This window comes from Aeromonas sp. s12, assembly GCF_040907925.1.
Lineage (GTDB): Bacteria > Pseudomonadota > Gammaproteobacteria > Enterobacterales > Aeromonadaceae > Aeromonas > Aeromonas veronii.
The window spans coordinates 41,641-63,125 of sequence record NZ_JBFOCT010000028.1 but is presented as its reverse complement, the minus strand read 5'-3'; the positions used below and the strand labels follow the sequence as shown (position 1 = coordinate 63,125).

22 protein-coding genes are annotated in these 21,485 nt (G+C 58.9%); 13 read left to right on the top strand and 9 right to left on the bottom strand.

Features of this window, described 5'->3' with window-relative positions; all coding sequences use genetic code 11:
* Positions 1-4 precede the first annotated feature (4 nt).
* Together truC and AB5Y67_RS14125 are read right to left on the bottom strand one after the other, a co-directional pair.
* A complete protein-coding gene (truC, locus tag AB5Y67_RS14130; protein WP_041202291.1) occupies positions 5-778 on the bottom strand; it encodes a tRNA pseudouridine(65) synthase TruC in 774 nt (257 codons plus the stop codon).
* Positions 775-1,110 (bottom strand): YqcC family protein, encoded by a 336-nt coding sequence (locus AB5Y67_RS14125; RefSeq protein ID WP_005338596.1) that lies wholly within the window; start codon positions 1,108-1,110, stop codon positions 775-777. Before AB5Y67_RS14125 ends, truC begins: the two co-directional genes overlap by 4 nt.
* Positions 1,111-1,386: 276 nt before the next feature.
* On the opposite strand from AB5Y67_RS14125, the gene AB5Y67_RS14120 reads away from it, so the two are divergent.
* The 5 genes from AB5Y67_RS14120 to AB5Y67_RS14100 all read left to right on the top strand — a co-directional run bounded on the left by AB5Y67_RS14120 (position 1,387) and on the right by AB5Y67_RS14100 (position 4,319).
* Entirely contained in the window at positions 1,387-2,427 is a 1,041-nt protein-coding gene (locus AB5Y67_RS14120) for a DUF3549 family protein (RefSeq protein ID WP_113738991.1), read from the top strand.
* 111 nt (positions 2,428-2,538) lie between these two features.
* On the top strand, positions 2,539-2,838 hold the full coding sequence (locus AB5Y67_RS14115; RefSeq protein ID WP_047435589.1) for a DUF3301 domain-containing protein: 300 nt from the start codon (positions 2,539-2,541) through the stop codon (positions 2,836-2,838).
* Between the two features lie 74 nt (positions 2,839-2,912).
* Positions 2,913-3,149, top strand: coding sequence for a DUF2789 family protein (locus AB5Y67_RS14110; RefSeq protein ID WP_064338556.1), 237 nt, complete (start codon positions 2,913-2,915; stop codon positions 3,147-3,149).
* Positions 3,150-3,233: 84 nt separating this feature from the next.
* Positions 3,234-3,530 carry a hypothetical protein gene (locus AB5Y67_RS14105; RefSeq protein ID WP_064341764.1) on the top strand — a complete coding sequence of 99 codons (297 nt, stop codon included), beginning with the start codon at positions 3,234-3,236 and terminating at the stop codon, positions 3,528-3,530.
* A gap of 3 nt (positions 3,531-3,533) precedes the next feature.
* Entirely contained in the window at positions 3,534-4,319 is a 786-nt protein-coding gene (locus AB5Y67_RS14100; protein WP_064341765.1) for a Zn-ribbon-containing protein, read from the top strand.
* A 92-nt stretch (positions 4,320-4,411) separates the two neighbouring features.
* Here AB5Y67_RS14100 and syd read toward each other — a convergent pair whose 3' ends face one another.
* Positions 4,412-4,960 (bottom strand): SecY-interacting protein, encoded by a 549-nt coding sequence (gene syd, locus AB5Y67_RS14095; RefSeq protein WP_064338576.1) that lies wholly within the window; start codon positions 4,958-4,960, stop codon positions 4,412-4,414.
* A 204-nt stretch (positions 4,961-5,164) separates the two neighbouring features.
* Between syd and queF the strand changes: the two genes are divergently transcribed.
* The 7 genes from queF (at position 5,165) to AB5Y67_RS14060 (ending at position 14,388) form a co-directional block, all read left to right on the top strand.
* Complete coding sequence (gene queF / locus AB5Y67_RS14090; RefSeq protein ID WP_199427468.1) at positions 5,165-6,013, top strand: NADPH-dependent 7-cyano-7-deazaguanine reductase QueF; 849 nt, start codon at positions 5,165-5,167, stop codon at positions 6,011-6,013.
* 209 nt (positions 6,014-6,222) lie between these two features.
* Positions 6,223-8,505 (top strand): hypothetical protein, encoded by a 2,283-nt coding sequence (locus tag AB5Y67_RS14085; RefSeq protein WP_199416159.1) that lies wholly within the window; start codon positions 6,223-6,225, stop codon positions 8,503-8,505.
* A gap of 83 nt (positions 8,506-8,588) precedes the next feature.
* Positions 8,589-10,205: a diguanylate cyclase gene (locus AB5Y67_RS14080; RefSeq protein ID WP_040068492.1), complete on the top strand. Its 1,617-nt coding sequence runs from the start codon at positions 8,589-8,591 to the stop codon at positions 10,203-10,205.
* 148 nt (positions 10,206-10,353) lie between these two features.
* Positions 10,354-11,709, top strand: coding sequence for a nucleotide 5'-monophosphate nucleosidase PpnN (gene ppnN, locus AB5Y67_RS14075; protein WP_005338611.1), 1,356 nt, complete (start codon positions 10,354-10,356; stop codon positions 11,707-11,709).
* A 135-nt stretch (positions 11,710-11,844) separates the two neighbouring features.
* Positions 11,845-12,645, top strand: coding sequence for a flap endonuclease Xni (gene xni / locus AB5Y67_RS14070; RefSeq protein ID WP_199427467.1), 801 nt, complete (start codon positions 11,845-11,847; stop codon positions 12,643-12,645).
* 159 nt (positions 12,646-12,804) lie between these two features.
* Positions 12,805-13,812 carry an isocitrate dehydrogenase gene (locus tag AB5Y67_RS14065; protein ID WP_005349723.1) on the top strand — a complete coding sequence of 336 codons (1,008 nt, stop codon included), beginning with the start codon at positions 12,805-12,807 and terminating at the stop codon, positions 13,810-13,812.
* Positions 13,813-13,929: 117 nt separating this feature from the next.
* On the top strand, positions 13,930-14,388 hold the full coding sequence (locus AB5Y67_RS14060) for a hypothetical protein (protein ID WP_005358627.1): 459 nt from the start codon (positions 13,930-13,932) through the stop codon (positions 14,386-14,388).
* Between the two features lie 82 nt (positions 14,389-14,470).
* On the opposite strand, the gene rlmM is transcribed toward AB5Y67_RS14060, so the two are convergent.
* From rlmM to dinB, 6 genes are all read right to left on the bottom strand, one after another.
* On the bottom strand, positions 14,471-15,565 hold the full coding sequence (rlmM, locus tag AB5Y67_RS14055) for a 23S rRNA (cytidine(2498)-2'-O)-methyltransferase RlmM (RefSeq protein ID WP_005338617.1): 1,095 nt from the start codon (positions 15,563-15,565) through the stop codon (positions 14,471-14,473).
* A complete protein-coding gene (locus AB5Y67_RS14050) occupies positions 15,558-15,944 on the bottom strand; it encodes a DUF423 domain-containing protein (protein WP_199427466.1) in 387 nt (128 codons plus the stop codon). Before AB5Y67_RS14050 ends, rlmM begins: the two co-directional genes overlap by 8 nt.
* 51 nt (positions 15,945-15,995) lie before the next feature.
* A complete protein-coding gene (locus tag AB5Y67_RS14045; protein ID WP_199427465.1) occupies positions 15,996-16,625 on the bottom strand; it encodes an alpha/beta family hydrolase in 630 nt (209 codons plus the stop codon).
* A complete protein-coding gene (locus AB5Y67_RS14040) occupies positions 16,618-17,538 on the bottom strand; it encodes a transcriptional regulator GcvA (protein WP_005338622.1) in 921 nt (306 codons plus the stop codon). The genes AB5Y67_RS14045 and AB5Y67_RS14040 overlap by 8 nt, the downstream gene beginning before the upstream one ends.
* A gap of 282 nt (positions 17,539-17,820) precedes the next feature.
* A complete protein-coding gene (locus AB5Y67_RS14035; RefSeq protein WP_113739001.1) occupies positions 17,821-19,962 on the bottom strand; it encodes a methyl-accepting chemotaxis protein in 2,142 nt (713 codons plus the stop codon).
* A 66-nt stretch (positions 19,963-20,028) separates the two neighbouring features.
* A complete protein-coding gene (gene dinB / locus AB5Y67_RS14030; protein ID WP_129504629.1) occupies positions 20,029-21,084 on the bottom strand; it encodes a DNA polymerase IV in 1,056 nt (351 codons plus the stop codon).
* A gap of 131 nt (positions 21,085-21,215) precedes the next feature.
* Here dinB and AB5Y67_RS14025 point away from each other — a divergent pair, with 131 nt between their 5' ends.
* Positions 21,216-21,422 carry a hypothetical protein gene (locus AB5Y67_RS14025; RefSeq protein ID WP_005338629.1) on the top strand — a complete coding sequence of 69 codons (207 nt, stop codon included), beginning with the start codon at positions 21,216-21,218 and terminating at the stop codon, positions 21,420-21,422.
* Positions 21,423-21,485: the final 63 nt, after the last annotated feature.

Below are 21,485 nucleotides of genomic sequence, written 5' to 3'. Positions count from 1 at the left end.
GCGCTTAGTAGTCGCTCTCGCTGGCGGGCCAGCCCAGCTCGGCAAACAGGCGCAGCACATCCTGACCGAGCGGCGCCTGGATCCGCATCGGCACCTTGAGCACCGGATGGGTAAAGCTCAGGGTGCGGGCCACCAGCAGCAGCCGTTCGCAGCCAAAGTGCTCGCGAAAGAAACGGTTGTGGCGGCCATCCCCGTGGGTGGTATCCCCGACGATGGGGTGGAACAGGTGATCCATATGACGGCGCAGCTGATGCTTGCGGCCGGTCTTCGGGAACAATCTGACCAGACTGTAACGACTGGTGGGATGCTTCTTGGAGACCGCGTGGGGCAGCTCGACCTGATGCAGGCGCCGGAAGGTGGTGACGGCATCCTGCGCCGGGCGATCCGGGTTGCTCATGGCATCGGCAATCTTGTCCAGCTGCTCCTTGAGGGGATAGTCGATCACCCCCTGCTCGGGCGCCCAGCCCCGCACTAGAGCCAGATATTCCTTGTGTACCTGACGTTGGGTGAAGGCTTCGGTGAGTGCGCGGGCAATCACCGGATCGAGCGCAAACAGCAGCACACCGGAGGTGGGTCGGTCGAGGCGATGCACCGGATAGACATGGCGACCACCGATGAGATCCCGGGTCATCTGCATGGCAAAACGGGTCTCGCCCTTGTCGAGCCAACTGCGGTGCACCAGCAGACCGGACGGCTTGTTGACCGCCACCAGCCACTCATCCTGATAGAGCAGGGTCAGCTTCAAGTCACTCTCTTCTCGGGTTTGATCTGGCATCATTGTTCGATCACTTTGCCGGAAAGCAGCAGATCGAAGCGGGCGATCAGGCGCAGCAGCGCTTCTGCTTCGGCCAGATCTTCTTTGTAGACTTCGCTGGCCATGGGATAAAGGGAGACGCTGGTGGGCAGTGGCGCCTGCAACATCACCAGCTGCTCCATGCGCGGGATCAGCACGAACTGCAGCCACTGATCAAAGCTCAGGGTATCGACACAAAAAGGCAGGGTGCTTGCCAGGGCTTCGTCACCGGGATGGTCAGCTTGCCAGCGCTCAAGGCGCTGCAACTCGGCGGTGAGTTCCCCCAACAGGCCAGCTACCAGCAAATATTGATTCATCTCGCTCTCTTCCTCATAACCACAGATTGATCCGCCGACCCGACAGGGTCAGCCAGGATGCCGATACATTCGGTCGCGCAGCACCGGCGATTCAGCCAGCGCATCGACACACACGGCAGCCAGCGCGGCCTGCCGCCGTTAAAAAAGGGCGATACTATACACCTCCCCCCGCATGGCTGCCATGTTGATATCTGCCGCAACGCGCGTCTGCTGCCACTGGCTATCCTCGGCAAGGGCCTTATAATCGGCCCGCATCACCATTAGCCGGATCTCACCATGTCTGCGACGCCTACTGCCATCAATACCTTGACTGAATTTCTGACTCAGGCTGGCACCCAGTTCCAGCTGTTTGATATGGGCCGCCAGGTGCGGCCCCTGGCCAGCGATACCTTTGTCCGCATCGAACAGCAGCAGGAGCCCTACCCCTGGCCGCTGCAACAGCACGCCTGGCTCGGTGTGCACTTCTTCCAGCCGAGCGAGTCTCGCCACTATCTCTGGTTCCTCAAGTTTGCCCTCGATGAGCGCGGCCTGCTGATGTCAAATGGTCCCAAGCTGTTCATGGATCAGGTGGTGGAGACCCTGGGCTACAAGCTCACCGGCGATCTGGACGAGGAAAAAGCCCAGCGCTTGGCCGACAATCCCTACACCTTCCGCCCGGCGGAGGCAAAAATGGCCAGTCTGCACGCCAAGCTGGCGCGCCAGCTGGAGCAGGCCCCTTCCGCCTATTACGATGCCCTCTGCCACTATCTGGCCGCCCCCAACGACACCGGTTGGCAGACGCTGGGGCTGCAGGGCTTTGCCGATCTGGCCGAGCGACTGCATGATGAACGCAATCTGGCGCTGATCTGCAAGGCGCTGCCCAAACTGCCGCAAGAGCCGCTCTACGCCCTCTGCCAGAGCCTTGAAAACGCCCCGCTGCCGCCGGCAGTACAAGGCGCCCTGCTCGAGCGGATCGGCAAGGAGCAGGAGTGCGCCGCCCCCAACCCTGAGACCCTGGCCTACCTCTGCCGCGCCATGGCCTCCTGCCCCGGCAGCACTTTGCGCACCAACAAGCTGCTGACCCTGCTGCAAACCCAGCCAAGCCCGGCGCTGCTGCTCGCCATTGCGGGCCGGCTCTGGCCCGATCTGAAAGATGCCAATCTGCTCAGCCACTATCTGGAACAGCTGGCACTGCAACCGACCCAGTTCTTCAATCAGGTTTTTGCCGAGTTGGTCACTTTACCGGCCCTGCGCAATGATATGCTGGCCAGACTGCGTGACCCCAACCGCAGCGATGCTCTGGGCAAGGCCATCGGCCGTCTGTTTGCCTCGGCCTGATCCCTCGCCTCCCCCTCACGCCACGAGGCAACACGGCGGGAAATAGAAAAGGAGATCGGGAGTGCCGAGCAGGACTCCCGGTTATCGACATCACGATAAGGAAGCCCGCCTATGGGAGAGATGCTCGGAATTTTGTTGCTGATTGCCGTAGCCGGCCTGTTCTGGCTGCAACGCCAACAGGCAGAAGTGGCCTGGCAATACATGCGCCGCTACTGCCAGCACCATGACCTGCAACTGCTGTCACTGGCTCGCCATCGGCGGGAGCTGGCACATAATCCCCTGCGGCTGCTGACCCACTATCAGTTTGAATTCTCCAGCGATGGCGAGAGCCACTATCAGGGCACCCTCAAGATGCAGGGGCTGCACATCGTAGGCGTTGATCTGCCACCCCATCGCATCCCCTCAGCCTGATCTCCAATCTCGTCTCTGCGCCCGATGGCTGTGCCTGTCTATAATCTCAGGGATTAAACAAAGGGAGAGACGAGATGGAACCCCTTGTCCACGATCTGCCAGCCCTGTTTGCCCAGCTCGGGATGGCCAACGACGAGCTGAGCCTGCACCGCTTTGTGCACGACCATCACCTCGACAATGAGACCCTGCTGCCGGAGGCCGTTTTCTGGAACGCCGCCCAGGCCAGCTTTCTGCGCGACGCCCTGTGGAACGACTCCGACTGGTGTGAAGCGATCGACCAGCTCGATGTGATGCTGCGCCAGCCCCGCTAAGCCGCCCGCCCCTTTCCTCCCCTGCCGGCTTTGGTTAAGATCCCGCCCCGATATCGATCCCTCCTTCTCACCCAGAGCATGCTTATGTCCGCCCACGAGATCATCCGAATTGCCAACGAGCTGGCCGCCAAGGGCCTGACGCCCACCACCGCCATGATCAAGGCCCGCCTCACCCAGCCCGTGCCGATGGCCGAGCTGCTGAAAGTGCTGAGCCAGTGGAAGCAGCAGCCCATCGCGACCGCCGAGAGCGAGCTCCAGCAAGAGGCAGCCCCTCAGCCAGCGCCTGAGCTCACCCTGCAGCAACTCGCCGAACAGCTCGCGCGTATCGAACAGAAGGTAGATCGCCTGACCGACATGCTCCTCCAGCAGGGGCAAGGCTGAACCATGTATATCGTCGAACTCTGCTTTGAGTGTTACCGCGATACCTCCCTTGGCGACGCCGAGCGGGCCATCGTCAACTACCTCGACATGCTGCGTTATCAGGGCCAGATCCTCGGGCGGGAGTTCCCCACCAGCATGCACGACGGCTATTTCGTCAGTCGGGTGGTCTGCCCGGAGCAGGATAGCCTGCACCCCGACAACCAGAGCGAGCAGGTCAAACTGGCTGAGCAGCAGCTCAATCAGGCCGGGCTGCTGGCGCCGAAACTCCAGCTGCAGGGGGCGGATCTGCTCTCCGACAGCACAGATCCTTGCGGCCAGCAGGGCGAGCGGCCGAGCTGGATGATGCTCTACACCAGCTTCTTGCATACCTGCTCGCCGCTGCGCTGTGGTGACCACTTCGCCCCCATTCCGCTCTACCAACTGCCCGCAGTCGCCAACGGCGATCAGAAGCAGATCATCAAGTGGCAGGAGGATTGGGAGGCATGCGATCAGCTGCAGATGAACGGCTCCATCGCCGAACATGCGGCGCTGCACGAAATCGGCGAAGTGGGCAGCCGCCTCTACCGGCGCGGCAGCGATCTGGCCAAACGGTTGGAAGTGCTGAGCGGCATCCCCACCTACTACTACCTCTATCGGGTGGGCGGGCTGAGCGCTGCCGAGGAGAAGGCGCGCCCCTGTCCCAGCTGTGGCGGTGAGTGGGCGCTGGCAGAGCCGCTGCACGAGATCTTCGACTTCAAGTGCGACAGCTGCCGTCTGGTCTCCAACCTCTCCTGGGATTTCAAGGATTAAGCGCGTTCCCTGTACGCGATGCCATAAAAAAGAGCCTTGCCGCATGGCAAGGCTCTTTTCGTTCCGATGAGTAACCTTGGCTCGAACAGGTGCTATTGCGGCAACGTCTCAAGCCGCTCCAGAAACGCCGGCAAAGAGGGAGCCAGCGTCAGACGGCGGCCGGAGTCGAGCCACTCCAGCCACACCTGACCACTCTCGTTATCAAGGGAAATGAGCGTCATCTCGTTGCGGGTGGTGGCAATAAAGATGGAGGGGGTTCGTTTTAGCTTGCGCAGCATCAGCAGATGACCGATGAGGTTCTCCCTGAGCAGGTCGAGATCCGCCTCGTTCCACGGCAGGATCAATTCAAGGCGCAGCCCCTTGAAAAGGCAGGGGATGGGGCGGCTGAACCAGTGCCCGAACAGGGCGATAGCGCTGGGATGAATTGTCAGCTCAAGAGCATCGGCCATGGCCGTAAAATCGGCGGGTTCGGGGCGCTGGTGAGGGCGCCAAGCCACCCGACCATCGGCGGGCTCACCAAGCTGGCAGGGGGAACGCCAGTCCGCCTCCCACTCGCACAGGGGCAGGCCTCGTCTGGCCTCGCCATCCCGTTGCCAGCGGGCAAAAAAGTGCTCCAGGGCAGACAAAACTTGATCCGACATCGAAAATCCCCACAATTGCTGGCAAAGTCCGCTATTGCACCACCAAACCCGGTAACAGACAAGGTTGCCAGCCGACCTAGTGACCCGAGAAACAGAACCCGGGATACAGAGAGGCCGACGCCCAAGCCAAACGGCTGCAACCATCCGGCCCTGCAATGGCCCGTTTCATTCCACTCATCATGAGCACATTACGTGAGCAACCCTGTGAGCAAACAAGATAGATACGCCGGGGCCAGCGCCCTGACCGGCCTGAGTCTGGGCCAGCAATCCGATTACATTAGCCAGTACACCCCCTCCCTGCTGCAGCCGGTTCCACGTAGCCTGAACCGGGATGATCTCCAGATGGGCGATGACCTGCCCTTTAGCGGTTGCGATGTCTGGACCCTCTATGAGCTCTCCTGGCTCAATGCCAAGGGCAAGCCGATGGTGGCGGTGGGGGAAGTGACCATTCCTGCCACCAGTGCGAACCTGATCGAATCCAAATCCTTCAAGCTCTACCTCAACTCCTTCAACCAGACCCGTTGCGACTCTATCGAGGCAGTCGCCGCCATGCTGACCAAGGATCTGAGCGCCTGTGCCGGGGAGACCGTCAAGGTGACCCTGTTCCCCCTCGACAAGGCACCGCACCAGATTGCCCAGCTGCCCGGCGAGTGCATCGACGAGCAGGATATTGAGGTAGACAATTACGAGTTTGATGCGTCCCTGCTGCAAGGGGCGGCAGGCAGCGAGCTGGTCGAGGAGACCCTGCACAGCCACCTGCTCAAATCCAACTGTCTGGTCACCAGCCAGCCCGACTGGGGCTCTGTGGTGATCCGCTACAAGGGGCCGAAACTCGATCGGGAGAAGCTGCTGCGCTATCTCATCTCGTTCCGCCAGCACAACGAGTTCCACGAGCAGTGCATCGAGCGGATCTTTATCGACCTCAAGCACTATTTCCAGCCTGAGCAGTTGACCGTCTATGCCCGCTATACCCGCCGCGGCGGCCTCGACATCAACCCGTTCCGCTCCAATTTCGAAGCGGTGCCCACCAACCTGCGTCTGATCCGCCAATAAAGTCGAGCTGCGACAGAGAGGGCAGGTACGCTGCCCTCCATGACTGGCAAAAGGCTTCAATTGATGCTTTACGCAGCAGGGATAAGGGTGCTGGATAATAAAATCCAGACGAAACCCACTTGCCGGCCACCAGCAAACCACAGTAAACGCTGGACTCGCAGGGGGGGGCTTGGATAACATGCCAACACCTCTGCGCCGTCCTTAATCCAATGAATCAACTGTTTTTTCTGGCCATGATGATGTCCTCCCTGTCAGCTCCGAATCTGGATCTGGACAAGGAGCAACTCTCAATCGATCTGCAACAAGCGCAATCGATGGTACTGACCGATCCTGCCAGATGCGTCCAGATCACCACCGCCTTCCTGACGCGCGCAGCCAATAATCCCCAGCAAATCATCAGCAATCGCCAGGAGTTCGGTTATCGCGAACCCATCCTGAGCTACAGCACGGCGGCCCAGACCATAGGCGCCCACTTGCTCAAAGGGGAGTGTCTGCTGCAACTGGGCCAATATCAGGCCACCCAGCAAGCGCTCGACAAGGCGATGGCGCTGGCAGACAAAGAGCAACAACCGGAACTCAAGGCCCACGGCCTCTATCTCAAGATCCGCAGTCAGGCCCTCAAACCGGATAACCAGAGCACCAGCCGCGCCCTGATGGATCAACTGGACGAACAGCTGGCCGTCCCCACTCTCAAGCAGAGCCAGCTCCAGATTTATGGCCGCCTGCAACGCACCAGCTACGACATCGAGAACCAGCACTTCGATGATGCCAAGGCCCACTTGGCAGATGCGCGGATCTGGGCCGCCAAGACCCCCAATCCTCTCGCCAGTGCCTGGGTCAGCGCCATCAGCGGCGATCTTTATCGCGCGCTGCAGCAGCCGCAACTGGCGCTGGGGGAATATATTGATGCCCAGCAACAGGCCAAAAGCCTCAACGACCCGCTCTTTCTCGGCCTGCTGTCGAACCAGATAGTCAAACTCTACCAGCAGGAGCAGGAGCCCCAGAAAGCGCTGCAGTATGCCAATGAGGCGGCCAACTACTTCCACTCCATCGGCAACCCCTCCCTGCTGTGCGACTCCCTCATGGTGCTGGCGCGACTCAACCGCGAGCAGGGCGACCTCAATATGGCGCTGGTCTACTTCTTCAATGCGCTGGATCTGCTCGATGAGGGGAGCAACAGACCGCAAGCCTCCCTGCTCAAATACGAAATCGGCAAAACCTACCTGCAAAGCGGCAACCTCTCGCTGGCCAGCAACTACCTCAATGCGGCCCGTCAGTCCCATGAGCTGAGCGATGCCAAAGAGCCGCTGATCGATACCCTGTTGCTGCTCGGCGAGCTCTATCTGAAGAAGCAGGAGGCCGCCATCGCCATCCTGCAGTTGGAGAACGCCCGCGCGCTGGCCAATCAGCTCGGCGATACTCGCCGTCAGTACGAGGTATTCCGCCTGTTGTCGCTTGCCTATGAGCAGAAGGGGTATCTGCGTCAGGCTCTCGACAGCTACAAGCGCTTCCACCGTCTTGGCGAGGAGGTGCGCCAGCAGGAGCAGGCCATGGAGCAGGCGGCGATCCGTGACAACTATGTTCAGGTCGAGCGGGTGCAACATATCAAGGAGCTGGAGCAGCGGCTTAACAACAGCCAGCATCAGCAGGAGCGCTATCTCTGGTCGAGTATCACCACCAGCCTGCTGCTGGCGCTCTTTATCTACCTCTTCTTCACCCTCTGGCTCAAGCTGCGTACTGCCCGCCTGCAACTGAAACGGACCAATGAGGCCCTGCTGATCGAGCCTCGCTCGGGGCTGGCCAACTGGCAGCGGTTGATGAACCGCTGGCCGCGGGAGATGGCAAAGCGCCAGCTGAAATCGGATCGCTGGTACCTCAGCGAACAGCCCTCCAGCGAGTTCGATGACAAGCTGCACTATCTGCTGTTCCGGGTGCCTTTCCTGGTCAACACGCTGGAGCGCCACGGCTATCAGGCCAGCAGAGAAATCGAGCAGGCCTTCGGTGCCTATATGGACACCCTGACCCCGCAAGATGGCCGTATCTATGACTTGCGTGAAGGACACATGCTCTATGTAGTGCCACAGCGCCACGTCACCAACCTGCATCAACTGGCGGGAGACCTGCTGACCGCCATCGCCGCCTTCCCTTGCAGCTATCCGCTGGATCGCCAGATCAGCCTCGGGATTGTCAGTCACCCCTTCCTGCCGAAGGCGGCAACCGCGCTCGATCACAATGGCCTGTTTGACCTCTGCTATCTCGCCCTGTCGGGAGCCATTCAGCTCAGTGAAAAATGCCAGCAAAACGCCTGGTTGGAGCTGGCTGCGATCGATTGCCAACAAGCGGCATTTTTTAATGGAGATGTGTGGCAATGCGGCCTGATGGCAATTGACAAGGGACTGGTAAAAGTCAATTCTTCTCATGAAAAGCAATGGGTTAATTGGCCCAGCCTTGCAAGGAAGCCGGCAGCCGATAACCACCAGGAAATAATGTAGATAACAGGCGAGGATCGAAACCAAGTTCGACCACTGTTGCTATCCAACACCAAAAACAATAATGACAACAGGGCGACCTGATAATGAATGACATCGCTGCCGTAGCAGGACAATTGGCAAGACTCAGGGAATCCCTTCAGCAGAAACAGCTGGAACTCGACGGCGTGCTGTCGTTTTCCGATGCAGAGCGTGCTCGCGGCATCCAGTTTATCAACAAGTTGATGCTCTCCTGCCGTGGCTTCGACCGCGAGCTGGACAATCGCTTCGCCAAGCTCAAGCAGAAACTGGATAACAATCCCGCATTTACCGCGCTAGACGAGGATCTGCTGGCCATTGAAAAACTGCTGCAGCAGCACAGCAATGCGTTGGAAGAGTCGATCACCCTGACCCAGACCGCCATCGAGCTTGGTTCCAAACAGCTGAAAAACATCAAGGGCTTCCCGGAAGAGACCCGCAAGTCCCTCAAGGAATTTCTGGCAAGTCCCGCCGGTTACGGCATTGCCGATCACCAGAAAAAGGTGATCAAGCTGCTGGAGTTCTACCAGCAGGCGATCAAGATCCAGCTGCTGCCAAGCCAACCCCTGTTGGCACCTTCAGGTGCAACTCAACAAGAAAGCGATACTGCCAGCAACGATGGCCAACCCGATGTCGACCCGTTTGATCTCAAGGATCACGCCCGTATCGCCGATGAGCTGCAGCGGCTTATCACCGAACTCGACTTTGCCGGTGCCATCGGCGAGAGCCTGAGCGACATTCGCCGCCAACTGCTGATCGGGATCAACCCTGCCCTGCTGGCGGAAACCTGCCTGCAGGTGATCGAGCTCATCATCGAAGGCACCCGTGAGGAGCGTAAAGCCTCCCGTGCCTTCCTCAGCTCCCTCAACGAAAGCCTCTCCGCAGTACATGTCGGGTTTACCGAATCCCTCGATGAGGGGCGTGCGCTGCAAAACGAAACCCGCGAGACCCGCGAGGCGCTGGTCAACGAGTTGCAGGCGATCGATCACTCCCTGGCCAGCCATAACTCCATCGATGCGCTCAAGCGCGCCATCTCCGGCCATATGGGCGCCATCAACCTGCTGCTGCAAGAGCGTGACAGCACAGCGGCGCGAGAGCGTCACCTGCTCACCCGCCTCTCCACCATGGAGTCCAAGCTGCGCTTGATGAAGGAGGAGACCGCTGAGTACAAGAAGCGGCTGACCATTCAAAAACACAAGCTGTTCCTCGACAGCCTGACCCAGGTGCACAACCGGGCCGCCCTCGATGAACGGCTGGAGCAGGAGTACAAACGTTGGCTTCGTTACCGCACTCCGCTCTGCATGGCGATCATCGACATCGATCACTTCAAGAATATCAATGACAACTACGGCCATATGGCAGGTGACAAGGCGTTGAAAGTGGTCGCCAAAGCGCTGCAGAGCGCGCTGCGTGACACAGATTTCATCGCCCGTTTTGGTGGGGAAGAGTTTGTGGTGTTGCTACCCAACATCAACCCGGACAAGTTCCAGAAGCCGCTGGAGACCCTGCGCCAGACCATCAAGAGCATCCCGTTCCGTTTTCGCGATGCCAAGGTGGAGATCACCATCTCCATCGGCGCAACCCTGTTCAAGGATGGGGACAACCCGTCAGATGTGTTTGAACGGGCGGACAAGGCACTCTACCACTCCAAGCACACCGGTCGGGATCAAGTGACACTGGCCTGACAAGCGGCTAAAAAAACAGCGAACAGTCGTCGCCCTATTTCCCTCCACCCTCTGTTACCACTACTATCGATCTCAGGGGATGCAACATAGCGTCCCCTTTTCTCCCCAGGGAAAAACACAACGATAACAAGTGAGTAAAGGGGAACCTATGATTACGCACATCAATCCCGTCGGCAGCATGGATTTGCTGTCACAGCTTGAGGTGGATCGCCTCAAGCAGACTGCCTCCAGCGATATCTATCAACTGTTTCGCAACTGCTCGCTGGCAGTGCTCAATTCTGGTAGCCATACCGACAGCTCCAAGGAGATCCTGGAGCGCTTCAAATCGTTCGATATTCATGTGATCCGGCGCGAGCGCGGGGTCAAGCTGGAACTGTTCAATGCCCCCGAACACGCCTTTGTCGATGGCGAGATCATTCGCGGCATTCAGGAACACCTCTTCTCGGTGCTGCGCGACATTCTCTATGTCTCCAATCAGCTCGAGTCCAACCGCCAGGTCAATCTGACCAACTCAACTCATATCTCCAACGTAGTGTTCGCCATTCTGCGCAACGCCAAGGTGATCCTGCCCGGCGCCGATCCCAACCTGATCGTCTGCTGGGGTGGCCACTCCATCAACGAGATCGAATACCAGTACACCCGCGCCGTGGGCAGCGAACTGGGCTTGCGTGAGCTGAACATCTGTACCGGCTGTGGCCCTGGCGCCATGGAGGGCCCAATGAAGGGAGCCGCCGTCGGCCATGCCAAACAGCGAGTGCGCAACGGGCGCTACATCGGCCTGACCGAGCCCTCCATCATCGCGGCCGAACCGCCCAACCCCATCGTCAACGAGCTGGTGATCCTGCCGGATATCGAGAAACGGCTGGAAGCCTTCGTACGCCTCGGCCACGGCATCATCATCTTCCCGGGGGGGGTCGGCACCGCCGAAGAGCTACTCTATCTGCTCGGCATCATGATGCATCCAGCCAACGAGCGGCAGCCGATGCCCATCATCCTGACCGGCCCGAAAGAGAGCGCCGACTACTTCCGTGCCATCGACGACTTCATCAAGGCGACCCTCGGTGAACCGGCGACCAAGCTCTACCGGATCATTGTCGGCGATGCGCCGGAAGTGGCCCGGGTGATGAAAGAGGCGATGCCGAAAATACGCGAATACCGCAAATCTGTCGGCGATGCCTACTCTTTCAACTGGTCCCTCAAGATTGAGCCAGAGTTCCAGCTCCCCTTCGAGCCGGATCACGCCAGCATGGCCAGTCTGGATCTGCACCGCAACCAGCCGCCCCAGTTGCTGGCCGCCAACCTGCGTCGAGCCTTCTCCGGCATCGTCGCCGGCAACGTCAAGGAAGGGGGCATTCGCGCCATCGAGAAGAAGGGCCCCTTCAAGCTGCACGGCGACAAGGAGCTGATGCACCTGATGGACAAGCTGCTGGAGAGTTTCGTCAAGCAGCAGCGGATGAAGCTGCCGGGCAGTCAGTATGTGCCTTGCTACGAAATCGTCCGCTAGGGTACAGATACATCATCGACAGAGGGGCGCATCGGCGCCCCTCTTTATTAGCTCAATGCCTTCCCGACTGCCATCAATCCCCCATAAGGCGAGCGGTTTGTTACAATGGGGCGTCCCGACCGCCAAGAGTGCCCCATGTCAACTATCCGGCCACACCTGCTCATCATCGATGCCCTCAACCTCATTCGCCGTCTGCACGCGGTACAGGCCCAGCAGGCACTGACCCCAGCCCAGGCGCTGGTCGCCACCCGAGCCAACCTTATCAATACCTGCCGCAAGCTGCTGGCCAATAGCGAGCCAACCCATGTCATTGCCGTGTTTGATGGCGAGGTGCATAGCTGGCGCAAAGAGGTCTATCCGGCCTACAAGGAGGGGCGAACTCCCATGCCCCCCGAACTGCGTGAAGGGCTGGCGACCCTGCAGGATGCCTTTTGGGAGTGCGGGGTCGATGCCCTGCTCTCCGAGACCGATGAAGCGGATGACCTTATCGCCACCCTCGCCAGCGGCATCGCCAGCCATGGCCATCAGGCAACCATCATCTCCACCGACAAGGGATTCTGCCAGCTCATCTGCCCGCAGATCCGGGTGCGCGACTACTTCAACAAGCTCTGGCTGGATGCAGCCTTCGTCCAGCAGCAATATGGGGTAGCCCCTGCTCAGCTGGTCGACTTCTGGGCCCTGACCGGTATCAGCGGTTCCAATATCAAGGGAGTTCCGGGGATCGGCCCCAAGACCGCCACCCAGCTGTTGCAGCAATATGGCAATCTGGCAGCCATGCTCGAAGCCTGCCAGCAAGAGGATGCCGCCAAGCCCCTGATCAAGCTGCGCCAACATCAGGATGAGGCCCTGCTGGCCCAGCGGCTGGTGCGCTTGCAGCGGGATATTCCGCTGGGATTCAACCTGCGGGACATCCGCTACCCGCCCCAGCCAGACTAAAGTGCCGAACAAAAATGCAGGCAAGGGCGCGAACCATGACGAGACTCACCCTCGCTGTTGATAAAAGTGAGTAGAATGTAAAGGAATGTGGTTGGTTTGCTGAGTAAATGCTATAAAGCAGCCCCATCCTCCCCTATACCCTGGAAGTGGAACCCTCTCATGTCCAAAAGAAAAATTACCGTGATCCCCGGCGACGGCATTGGCCCCAGCATCATTGAATCAGCCATCCAGATCCTGACCCATGCGGGCTGTGACTTTGAGTACGAATACGCTGATGCGGGTCTGGTTGCCCTCGAGAAGCATGGCGAGCTGCTGCCCCAGGCTACCCTGGATCTGATTGAGAAGAACAAGGTGAGCCTGAAAGGGCCATTGACCACGCCGGTCGGCGGCGGTTTTACCTCCATCAACGTCTCCCTGCGCAAGAAGTTCAACCTCTACGCCAACGTGCGCCCGGTCATCTCCTTCAAGGGCACCAGAAGCCGTTACGACAACATCGACATCATCACAGTGCGCGAAAACACCGAAGGGATGTACTCGGGTGCAGGTCAGAAGCGCAGCGATGACAACAAGAGTGCCGAGGCGATGAGCATCATCACCCGCGAAGGGGCCGAGCGCATCGTCAAGTTTGCCTTCGAGCTGGCTCGTCAGGAAGGGCGCAAGAAGGTCACCATCATCCACAAGGCGAACATCCTCAAATCGACCTCCGGCCTGTTCCTCGAAGTGGCCCGTGAAATCGCCAGCCACTACCCGGATATCCAGAGCGAAGAGATGATCGTCGATGCCGCCTGCATGAACCTGGTGATGTACCCGGAGCGTTTCGATGTCATGGTCACCACCAACCTGTTCGGCGACATCCTCTCTGATCTTTGCGCCGGTCTGGTTGGCGGCCTTGGCATGGCGCCCGGCGCCAACATCGGCGATGGCGCGGCCATCTTCGAAGCGGTCCACGGCTCTGCCCCCGACATTGCAGGCAAGAACATTGCCAACCCGACCTCGGTGATCCTCGCCTCCATTCAGATGCTGGAGTACCTCGGCATGCAGGATAAAGCAGAGCGGATCCGCGAGGCAGTACGAGCCACCATCGAATCCGGTGATCGGGTCACCCGCGATCTGGGTGGCACGGCTTCCACCAGCGAATTCACCCAGGCCATCATCGATCGCCTGTGAGTTAATTAATTGATTTTAAAAGGGAGCTTCGGCTCCCTTTTTTATGTTTCCGAATCCTTTGCCACTCCCCAAACAGCAACTATGTTCAATAGAGAAAAAGAACAGGGAGTGTTTTTCATGAAGGGATACGGGTGCTATCTGGTGTCGGGTCTGCTGCTGGTGTGTGGCACTGCCAGTGCTTTCGAGCAGGATCAACAGACCCAAACCGCCAAACTGCCACAGCAGGAAAAACGGACTGCCACCGAGGTATGGCGCTCGAGCCTGAATACCAACGACCTGCTCAAGGCACCCAAACCCCTGTCGTTTGGTATTGAAGTCTCCACCGACAACTTTGGTAATCAAAAGATCACCTCCTACCCGCAGCTCAATCTGACCCCGGAAAAAAGCGTCAGTCTGTCGGTCGAACGCTTCAGACCCAAGGTCAAGTTCAAGGCTGGCGGAATGAACACCGCCCTCAGGCTGAGAGGAGATGGGATAAAGATGCAATTCAATCCGGTCGACAAAACCATCCCGCTGCAGATAGAGATCAAGGTGACCGACGACGAATCCTCCCTGCGCCTCGATTACCGTTTCTGATATTTTCCGGCAGCCGAATAGCAAAAGGCCGACAGGTTTCCCTGTCGGCCTTGGTATTTATCGTACGGGCAGAACTGCTACATCACGCCTTGGGCTCGAGTTTGGAGACCCAGTACTTGTTGTAAACATGCACGGTGATCTCTTCTCGATCGTGATAGAGCTGCTTGGCCTGGATCACGAACGCGTTGTCGATCTCCTTGAGCATCTCGCGCAATACCTCGATATTGTGCACCGACTCGGCATAACGCTTCTTCATCGGCAGCTTGAGGTTGAACATCGCCTCCTGGCAGTCACCCTCACGGAACCAGTCCGCAATCATGTGAACGACCCGCGCCGGTTTATCGACCATGTCGCACACCAGCCAGTAGGTGTTCTTCTTGCTCGGACGCCAGACGAAACCGTCATCCCGGATATGCTTGACCTGACCGGTATCCATCAGGGATTGGGCCATCATGCCGTTGTCGACCGCCGTCACCATCATGCCACGACGCACCAGCTGATAGGTCCAGCCACCCGGGCAGGCGCCCAAATCCACCGCCTTCATGCCTGAGCAGAGACGCACATCCCACTCTTCCCGCGGCACGAACACGTAAAACGCCTCCTCCAGCTTGAGGCTGGAGCGGCTCGGCGCATCTGCCGGGAAGCGCAGGCGCGGGATCCCCATGTGGAATCCGGAGTTGTTGAACGAGTAGGAGTAACCCAGCAACACGTGATCATTGGCCATGAAGAAGGCGTGGAACACCGGACGGTTCGGCGTCTCCTTCTTGGTCAGGATCTCGTTGCTGCGCAGCGCCTGACGCAGCGGCACGGTGAACTTGCGGCAGAAGGCTGACAGCTCTTTCGCTTCGTTGGTATCCGCGGTTTCGACCCGCAGATCGCCGCAAATGGTGTAGTCACTCACCGCCTCAAGGATCGGGGAGATCCTGTCCGCGACATCCAGATCCTTCAGCTCATGGGTGACCACCAGCATCTGGCGGATGAAGATGAGCTCCCGGAATGGCAGCTTGCGAGCCAGCAGGTCCGCCTGCTCCTCGTCATACAGTTCGAAGATCACATAACCGCTGTCGTCCTTGACCCGGGCGAAACCGTAGCACTGCATGTTACCGGCACGCTCGGTGATCTCTGCAGCCGCCTCTTTCTCAAAACCGGGGCGGCAATAAAGCAGCAGATTATTCATTTTTTCCTCCAAGACGACAGCCGGCCCAGATCAGGGCCGTCCATCCCAACATAAAACAGAGGCCACCGGCCGGGGTAATCAACCCCAGCCCCTTGCTGCCAAGCAGCACCATGGCGTAAATACTGCCGGAGAATCCGATGATCCCCAGCACAAAAGCGGTGCCAGCCAGGTGGATCATCCTGCTGCGCACACCACACCAGCCCAGAACCAGCAGGGCCAATGCGTGAAAAAACTGATATTGCACGGCGGTATTGAACGCCGCCAGACGCTCGGGCGTAATGCCGGTCGCCGCCAATCCATGGGCGCCATAAGCCCCCAGCATGGTGGCCGTCAACCCGAAGAGACCGGCCAGTATCAGCCAATGTCGATGGATCTGCATCCTCACTCTCCCTCTCTCATCGAGGCTGGCAATAAAGCCAACCCTCTCGTGCTATCCATGCCGGGCCACAAAATGGCTGATGGCCGCCGCTGCATGCTGCATATTCTCCTGCTCACTCACGCCACTGGCTTTACGCGGTTTGAAACCATGATCACCATCGGTCAACCAATGGACCGATACGGCGGGTGAGAAGGGGAAATCGGCCAGTTCGGCGCGACTACCGAAGGTATCGCGCTCCCCCTGCAACAGCAGAGTTGGCGCTGCAATATGCTTGAGTACCTCGCCTCGCCAGCTGTCGGGCTTGGCCGGAGGGTGGAAAGGATACCCGAGAATGAGCAATCCTGCAGCATTCATCTCACCCTCGCCTTCGCTATACAGTTCCGCCGCCATCCGCCCGCCCATCGACTTGCCCGCCAGAAACAGCCGTGGATGGGCAAACTCGCGGATCATGTCGCGCCAATGGGCGAGCAGCACAGGTGCTCTGTCCGGCGGACGGCGCTTGCCATCCTGTGCTCGCTTGGTCATGTAGGGAAAGTTGAAGCGCACCACTTCGATGTCGGGGCCAGCTAGCAGACGTGACATCTCGGCAAGAAAGGGGTGCTCCATCCCTGCACCTGCCCCGTGGGCCAGCAAAATGCGAACGGGGGCATCAACAGCCCCCTCGCGGATCACATCAGGCATCGGCGAGCCTTGCCCTGCGACGCGCCTCTTCCTGCTCCACCAGCTCCAGCATCCAGTCGCGGAAGGCAACGATCTTGCCCTGATCCGACTGCTGCTCCTGGCACACCAGATAGAAGGCATTTTTGCTCACCAGCACCTGCTCGAACGGGCAGATAAGGCGACCGGCCTCAATCTCCGGTTGTGCCAGCACGCTGTGGCCAAGCGCCACCCCCTGGCCGTGGATCGCAGCCTGGATCACCATGGTGGAGTGGCTGAAGATGGGACCCTGATTGACGTTGGGCGCATCGATGTCGAGCTGGCGGAACCACGCCTTCCAGTCGCGGCGGGAGGTATCGTGCAGCAGGGTATGAAGAGTCAAATCTTGCGGCGTACGCAGCGGTTTGGGCCCGGTCAGCAGCAAGGGGGAACAGACCGGGATCAGGTATTCGGTATGCAGCTTGTCCGAGCGCAGACCCGGCCAGTTGCCGCGGCCGTAGTAGATGGCCACATCCACATCGTCGGTAAGCGACCCTTCATCGAGATCAACCGCCTTGATCCGTACATCGATATCAGGATGACGCTCGCTGAATTTGACCAACCGCGGCACCAGCCACTGGATGGCGAAACTCGGCTGCAAACTGACAGTCAATGCCCCCTTGGCACTGCGGGCCAGCAGCTTGTCGGTCGCCTCTGAGATGGAGGCAAAGATGTCCTTGATATCCAGGAAATAGCCCTGCCCCTCTTCGGTCAGCAACAAGGAGCGGTTTTTGCGGCGGAACAGCTTGATGCCAAGATACTCCTCCAGCGCCTTGATCTGGTGACTGATGGCAGCCTGAGTCACAAACAACTCTTCTGCTGCGCGGGTAAAGCTTAAGTGACGAGCCGCAGCTTCAAAGGCCTTGAGGGCATTGAGCGGGGGTAAACGACGAGACATGACACCAGCCGACGATGAGTTTTTCTAATGGGGCGCATTATAATTTGTCGGTTGCGGGTCGACCAGTGAATAAACATAATTCGCCCAGCAATCAGTCGTCATATGGCTCACATTTTCTACTACGTGTTGGTTTACATGTGTTTTTAGTGAGTCTTTCGACTGCGATTGTGGTGTTGTGTTTCTTCCTCTGCGGGAAGAGGGGCTCAAATCTCACCGGTTTGACCCAGTCTGTCATCTGAATGTGTTTGGCGCCTCCAGCTGGATGGCGCCTTTTTTCATCTTCTATACCTTGAACTGCCCCACCAGCTGCTGCTGCTTGTCCGCCAGCGCAGAGAGCTCGCGACCATTTTCGGCGGATGTCGCCGCCTCGGCCCGAATGGTGTGGCTCACATCGCGAATGTTGCTGACGTTGCGGTTGATCTCGTCCGCCACCCGGCTCTGCTCCTGCGCCGCCCGGGCAATCTGCTCGTTCATCTGATGGATGGTGGAGACCGACTGGATAATCTGCTCCAGCACCTGCACCGAGAGATCCACCTTGGCGAGGGTCTCGTCAGCCTGTCCATGACCATCGCGAATCGCCTTGACCACGGCGCCGGTACCGGATTGCAGTTGGCTGATCAGAGTCTGGATCTCGACGATGGCATTCTGGGTGCGACCCGCCAGATTGCGCACCTCATCAGCCACCACGGCAAAGCCACGGCCCTGCTCACCGGCCCGCGCCGCTTCAATAGCCGCATTCAGCGCCAGCAAGTTGGTCTGCTCGGCAATTCCCTGGATCACGATAAGAATGTCATTGATGTTGTCACTGTTGGCGGAGAGTCGCTCCACCACCGGCTGGGCATCGTTGATGATGGTCATCAGCTTGCGCATCGCCTCCTGAGTGTCGGCAACGACATATTTGCCCTCTTGCGCTGCGGCGTCAGTGGTGTTGGCAGCCGCCACCGCCGAGCCGGCATTACCGGAGACCTGCAACGCCGTGGCGCTCAGCTCTTCAAATGCCGTCGCCACCAGATCGATCTCCTGATACTGGGCCTGCATGCCGCTGCTGGTGCGCTCGGCCACCTGCGCGGCTCGCTCGGCACTATTACGCGTACCGGAGACGGTATCAATCACCTGACTGATGGTGGATTGCAACTTGTTGAGGAAGCTGTTGAACCACTTGGCCAACTCGCCGATCTCGTCTTGCCGCAGGATCTCGATACGCTGGGTCAAATCCCCCTCGCCGCTGGCGATATCCTTGAGACGGGCAACTACGGCGCGGATGGGTGCCACAATCTGGCGCGCCATCAACCAAATAAAACTCAGGGCAACCAGCGAGATCAGCACTCCGATCGACAGCTGCGAGACCACGCTGCGATTGGCCTCACTGGCCAGCTCATCTTGCAGTTGCTGGGCCGAGGCCAGTACTACTGCCCGTGGCAATTCAATGTAGATGCCCCATTTACGGTCGGTGCCACGCATGGATACCGGGACAAAGGTCTGCAACAGGGTGCCATCGCTGCTCCAGCGAGTCAGCTCCTGACCCTGACTGAGCCAGCCTTTCAGCTCGCTGGCCAGCCCCTGATACTTCTGATCCAGCCCACGCCCCATGGTCACATCGAACTCATCGGCTCCCGCCACGCGCCCCTCGTGACTGACCAGCAAGATTCTGCCCTTGCCGTCATAGAGCTCCTTGTCCATGGTACTGACCAGACTCTGCAAAGTGGCCAGCGAGATATCGACCCCGACCATCCCCAGCAAGGTCTCCTGCTCCAGCAGCGGGACCGTCACCGAGGTCATCAATATCTGTTTATCGCCCACATCGTCCAGATAGGGCTCCAGCAGGCAGAGGGCACGGGTGCGAATACTGCAGCGATACCACTCGTTTTCGATTCCACCAGCCTCAGTCGGGCTCTCATCGGCCAGTACATCCTCATTCTGCACTTCCGGCTCTATCTTGCCGTTGTCATAGGCCCAGTAACTGGAAAAACGCCCCTTGTCGTTGGAACCCAGCGCCGTTGAGCCCTGATAGTTGCTGTCTTCCCCATCCAGCTGGTCAGGCTCGAACACCGCATAGACACCAAGCAGATTGGTCGATGAGGCAACGGCATCGTGCAGTTGCTGATTGACGGCGCTGCGCAGCGCCTCCGAATGGACAAAGTTCTCGGCCGCATTCTTGCGCTGGAACAACACGCTCTCGGCCAGCAAACTGGCGCGGAAATAGGCCTCATCGAGATAGCTGGTCACCTTGGCCGCCTGCTCCGAGCCCATCGCCTTCATCCAGTTCTCGGCAGACTGCTGCGCCTCGTGCATGGTGGCTTGCCGCACCTGCTGTTGCATCTTGTTCGCGTTGTAAATCGAAGAGGCAACCAGAGCGGCGGCTGTCACCAACAGACAGCAACCGGCGATCAGGGTAATCCGACCCTGGACAGAAAGAGCGCTCATGCCAATATTCCTACGTCATACAGATATGGATAGATTATCGACTTTACAAACAAAAACTTAACTCTCTCACAGCAAATCCAGCGAGAGTTGATTAACTTCACCCTCTTTTGGCAAACCCACCACCAAGCCCAGCAGGCGAACCGAACGCCCTTGTGCCCGCTGTAGCCCCTCTTTGAGCAGGGGAACGAACAAGGCTGGCTGATAGCCACCCTGACTGCGATAGACTGTGGTCTGGTGGAAGTCGGCAAACTTGAGTTTAATCCCCTGCCCCATCACCTGCTCGGCAGGGCACGCCAGCTGAAATCGCCGCTCAAGCTCCGGTAGCAGTTGCTGCAATACCTTCAGGCAGGCGGCTTCGTCACAAACATCGCTCGCCAAAGTGGTCTCCACCCCGATGGTTTTGCGGATCCGGTGCGCCTGCACCGGCTGTTCATCCAGCCCCCAGATCCGGGTCGTCAACATCTCCCCCAGCTTGCCAAAACGACTGCACAGCTCTTGTGCCGACAAGGCCCGCGCATCCTCACAGGTGTAGAGCCCCTGAGCCTCCAGCCGCTCGGCGGTCTTGCGCCCCACCCCGGGCAGTTTGCCGAGGGGCAACTGGCAGACAAATTCGGCCACTTCGTCGGGACGAATGACAAACAGACCATCAGGCTTGCGCTGCTCCGAAGCGAGCTTGGCGAGAAACTTGTTGGGGGCCACTCCGGCCGAGGCGGTCAATCCCAGTTCGGTGACGATGGCTTGCCGGATCTCTTGCGCCATCAGGGTGGCGCTGCCGCCACAACAGCGGCTGTGGGTCACGTCGAGGTAAGCCTCGTCCAGCGACAGTGGTTCAACCTGATCGGTATAGCGCAGGAAAATGGCTCTGAGCTGACGGGAGATATCCTTGTACACCGCCATTCGCCCAGGGATCAGTACCAACGGCGGGCAGAGTTTTTTCGCCAGGGCGCTCGGCATGGCGGAGCGCACCCCGAACCGGCGCGCCACATAGTTGCAGGTCGAGATGACGCCGCGCCGCTCGGAGGCCCCACCGATGGCGAGCGGCACCTCCCGCAACGCCGGATTGTCCCGCATCTCCACCGCGGCAAAAAAGCAGTCCATGTCGATATGGATGATCTTGCGCATACCACTGTATAAATAAACAGACATGGCACCATCTTACCCCAAGGATAATCGCAGCTCTATCTCTCTCGTTGCGGCTAAAATAGTAGACTCCAAGGAGACCTTTACTACCACAATGACAAGGAGCGTTCGGGATGAAATATCTTTGGTTGGGACTCTGTTTGCTGCCGTTGACCGGCATCGGCAAGAACAACCCGACGGCAGAGTGCCGCTGGCTGTACGACCGGATTGAGATACTGGAACAGGCTATCAAGAAAGGGGACAAGCTCGGCACAGAGCAAGAATTGGCACGCTGGAAAACTGAGTACAACAAAAAACAGTGCTCACAGTACGACTACTGAGCCGGACAAGATGGCGTGACCGACAACGGCAGATAACAAGCGGGCCCCGATCAAGATGACCGG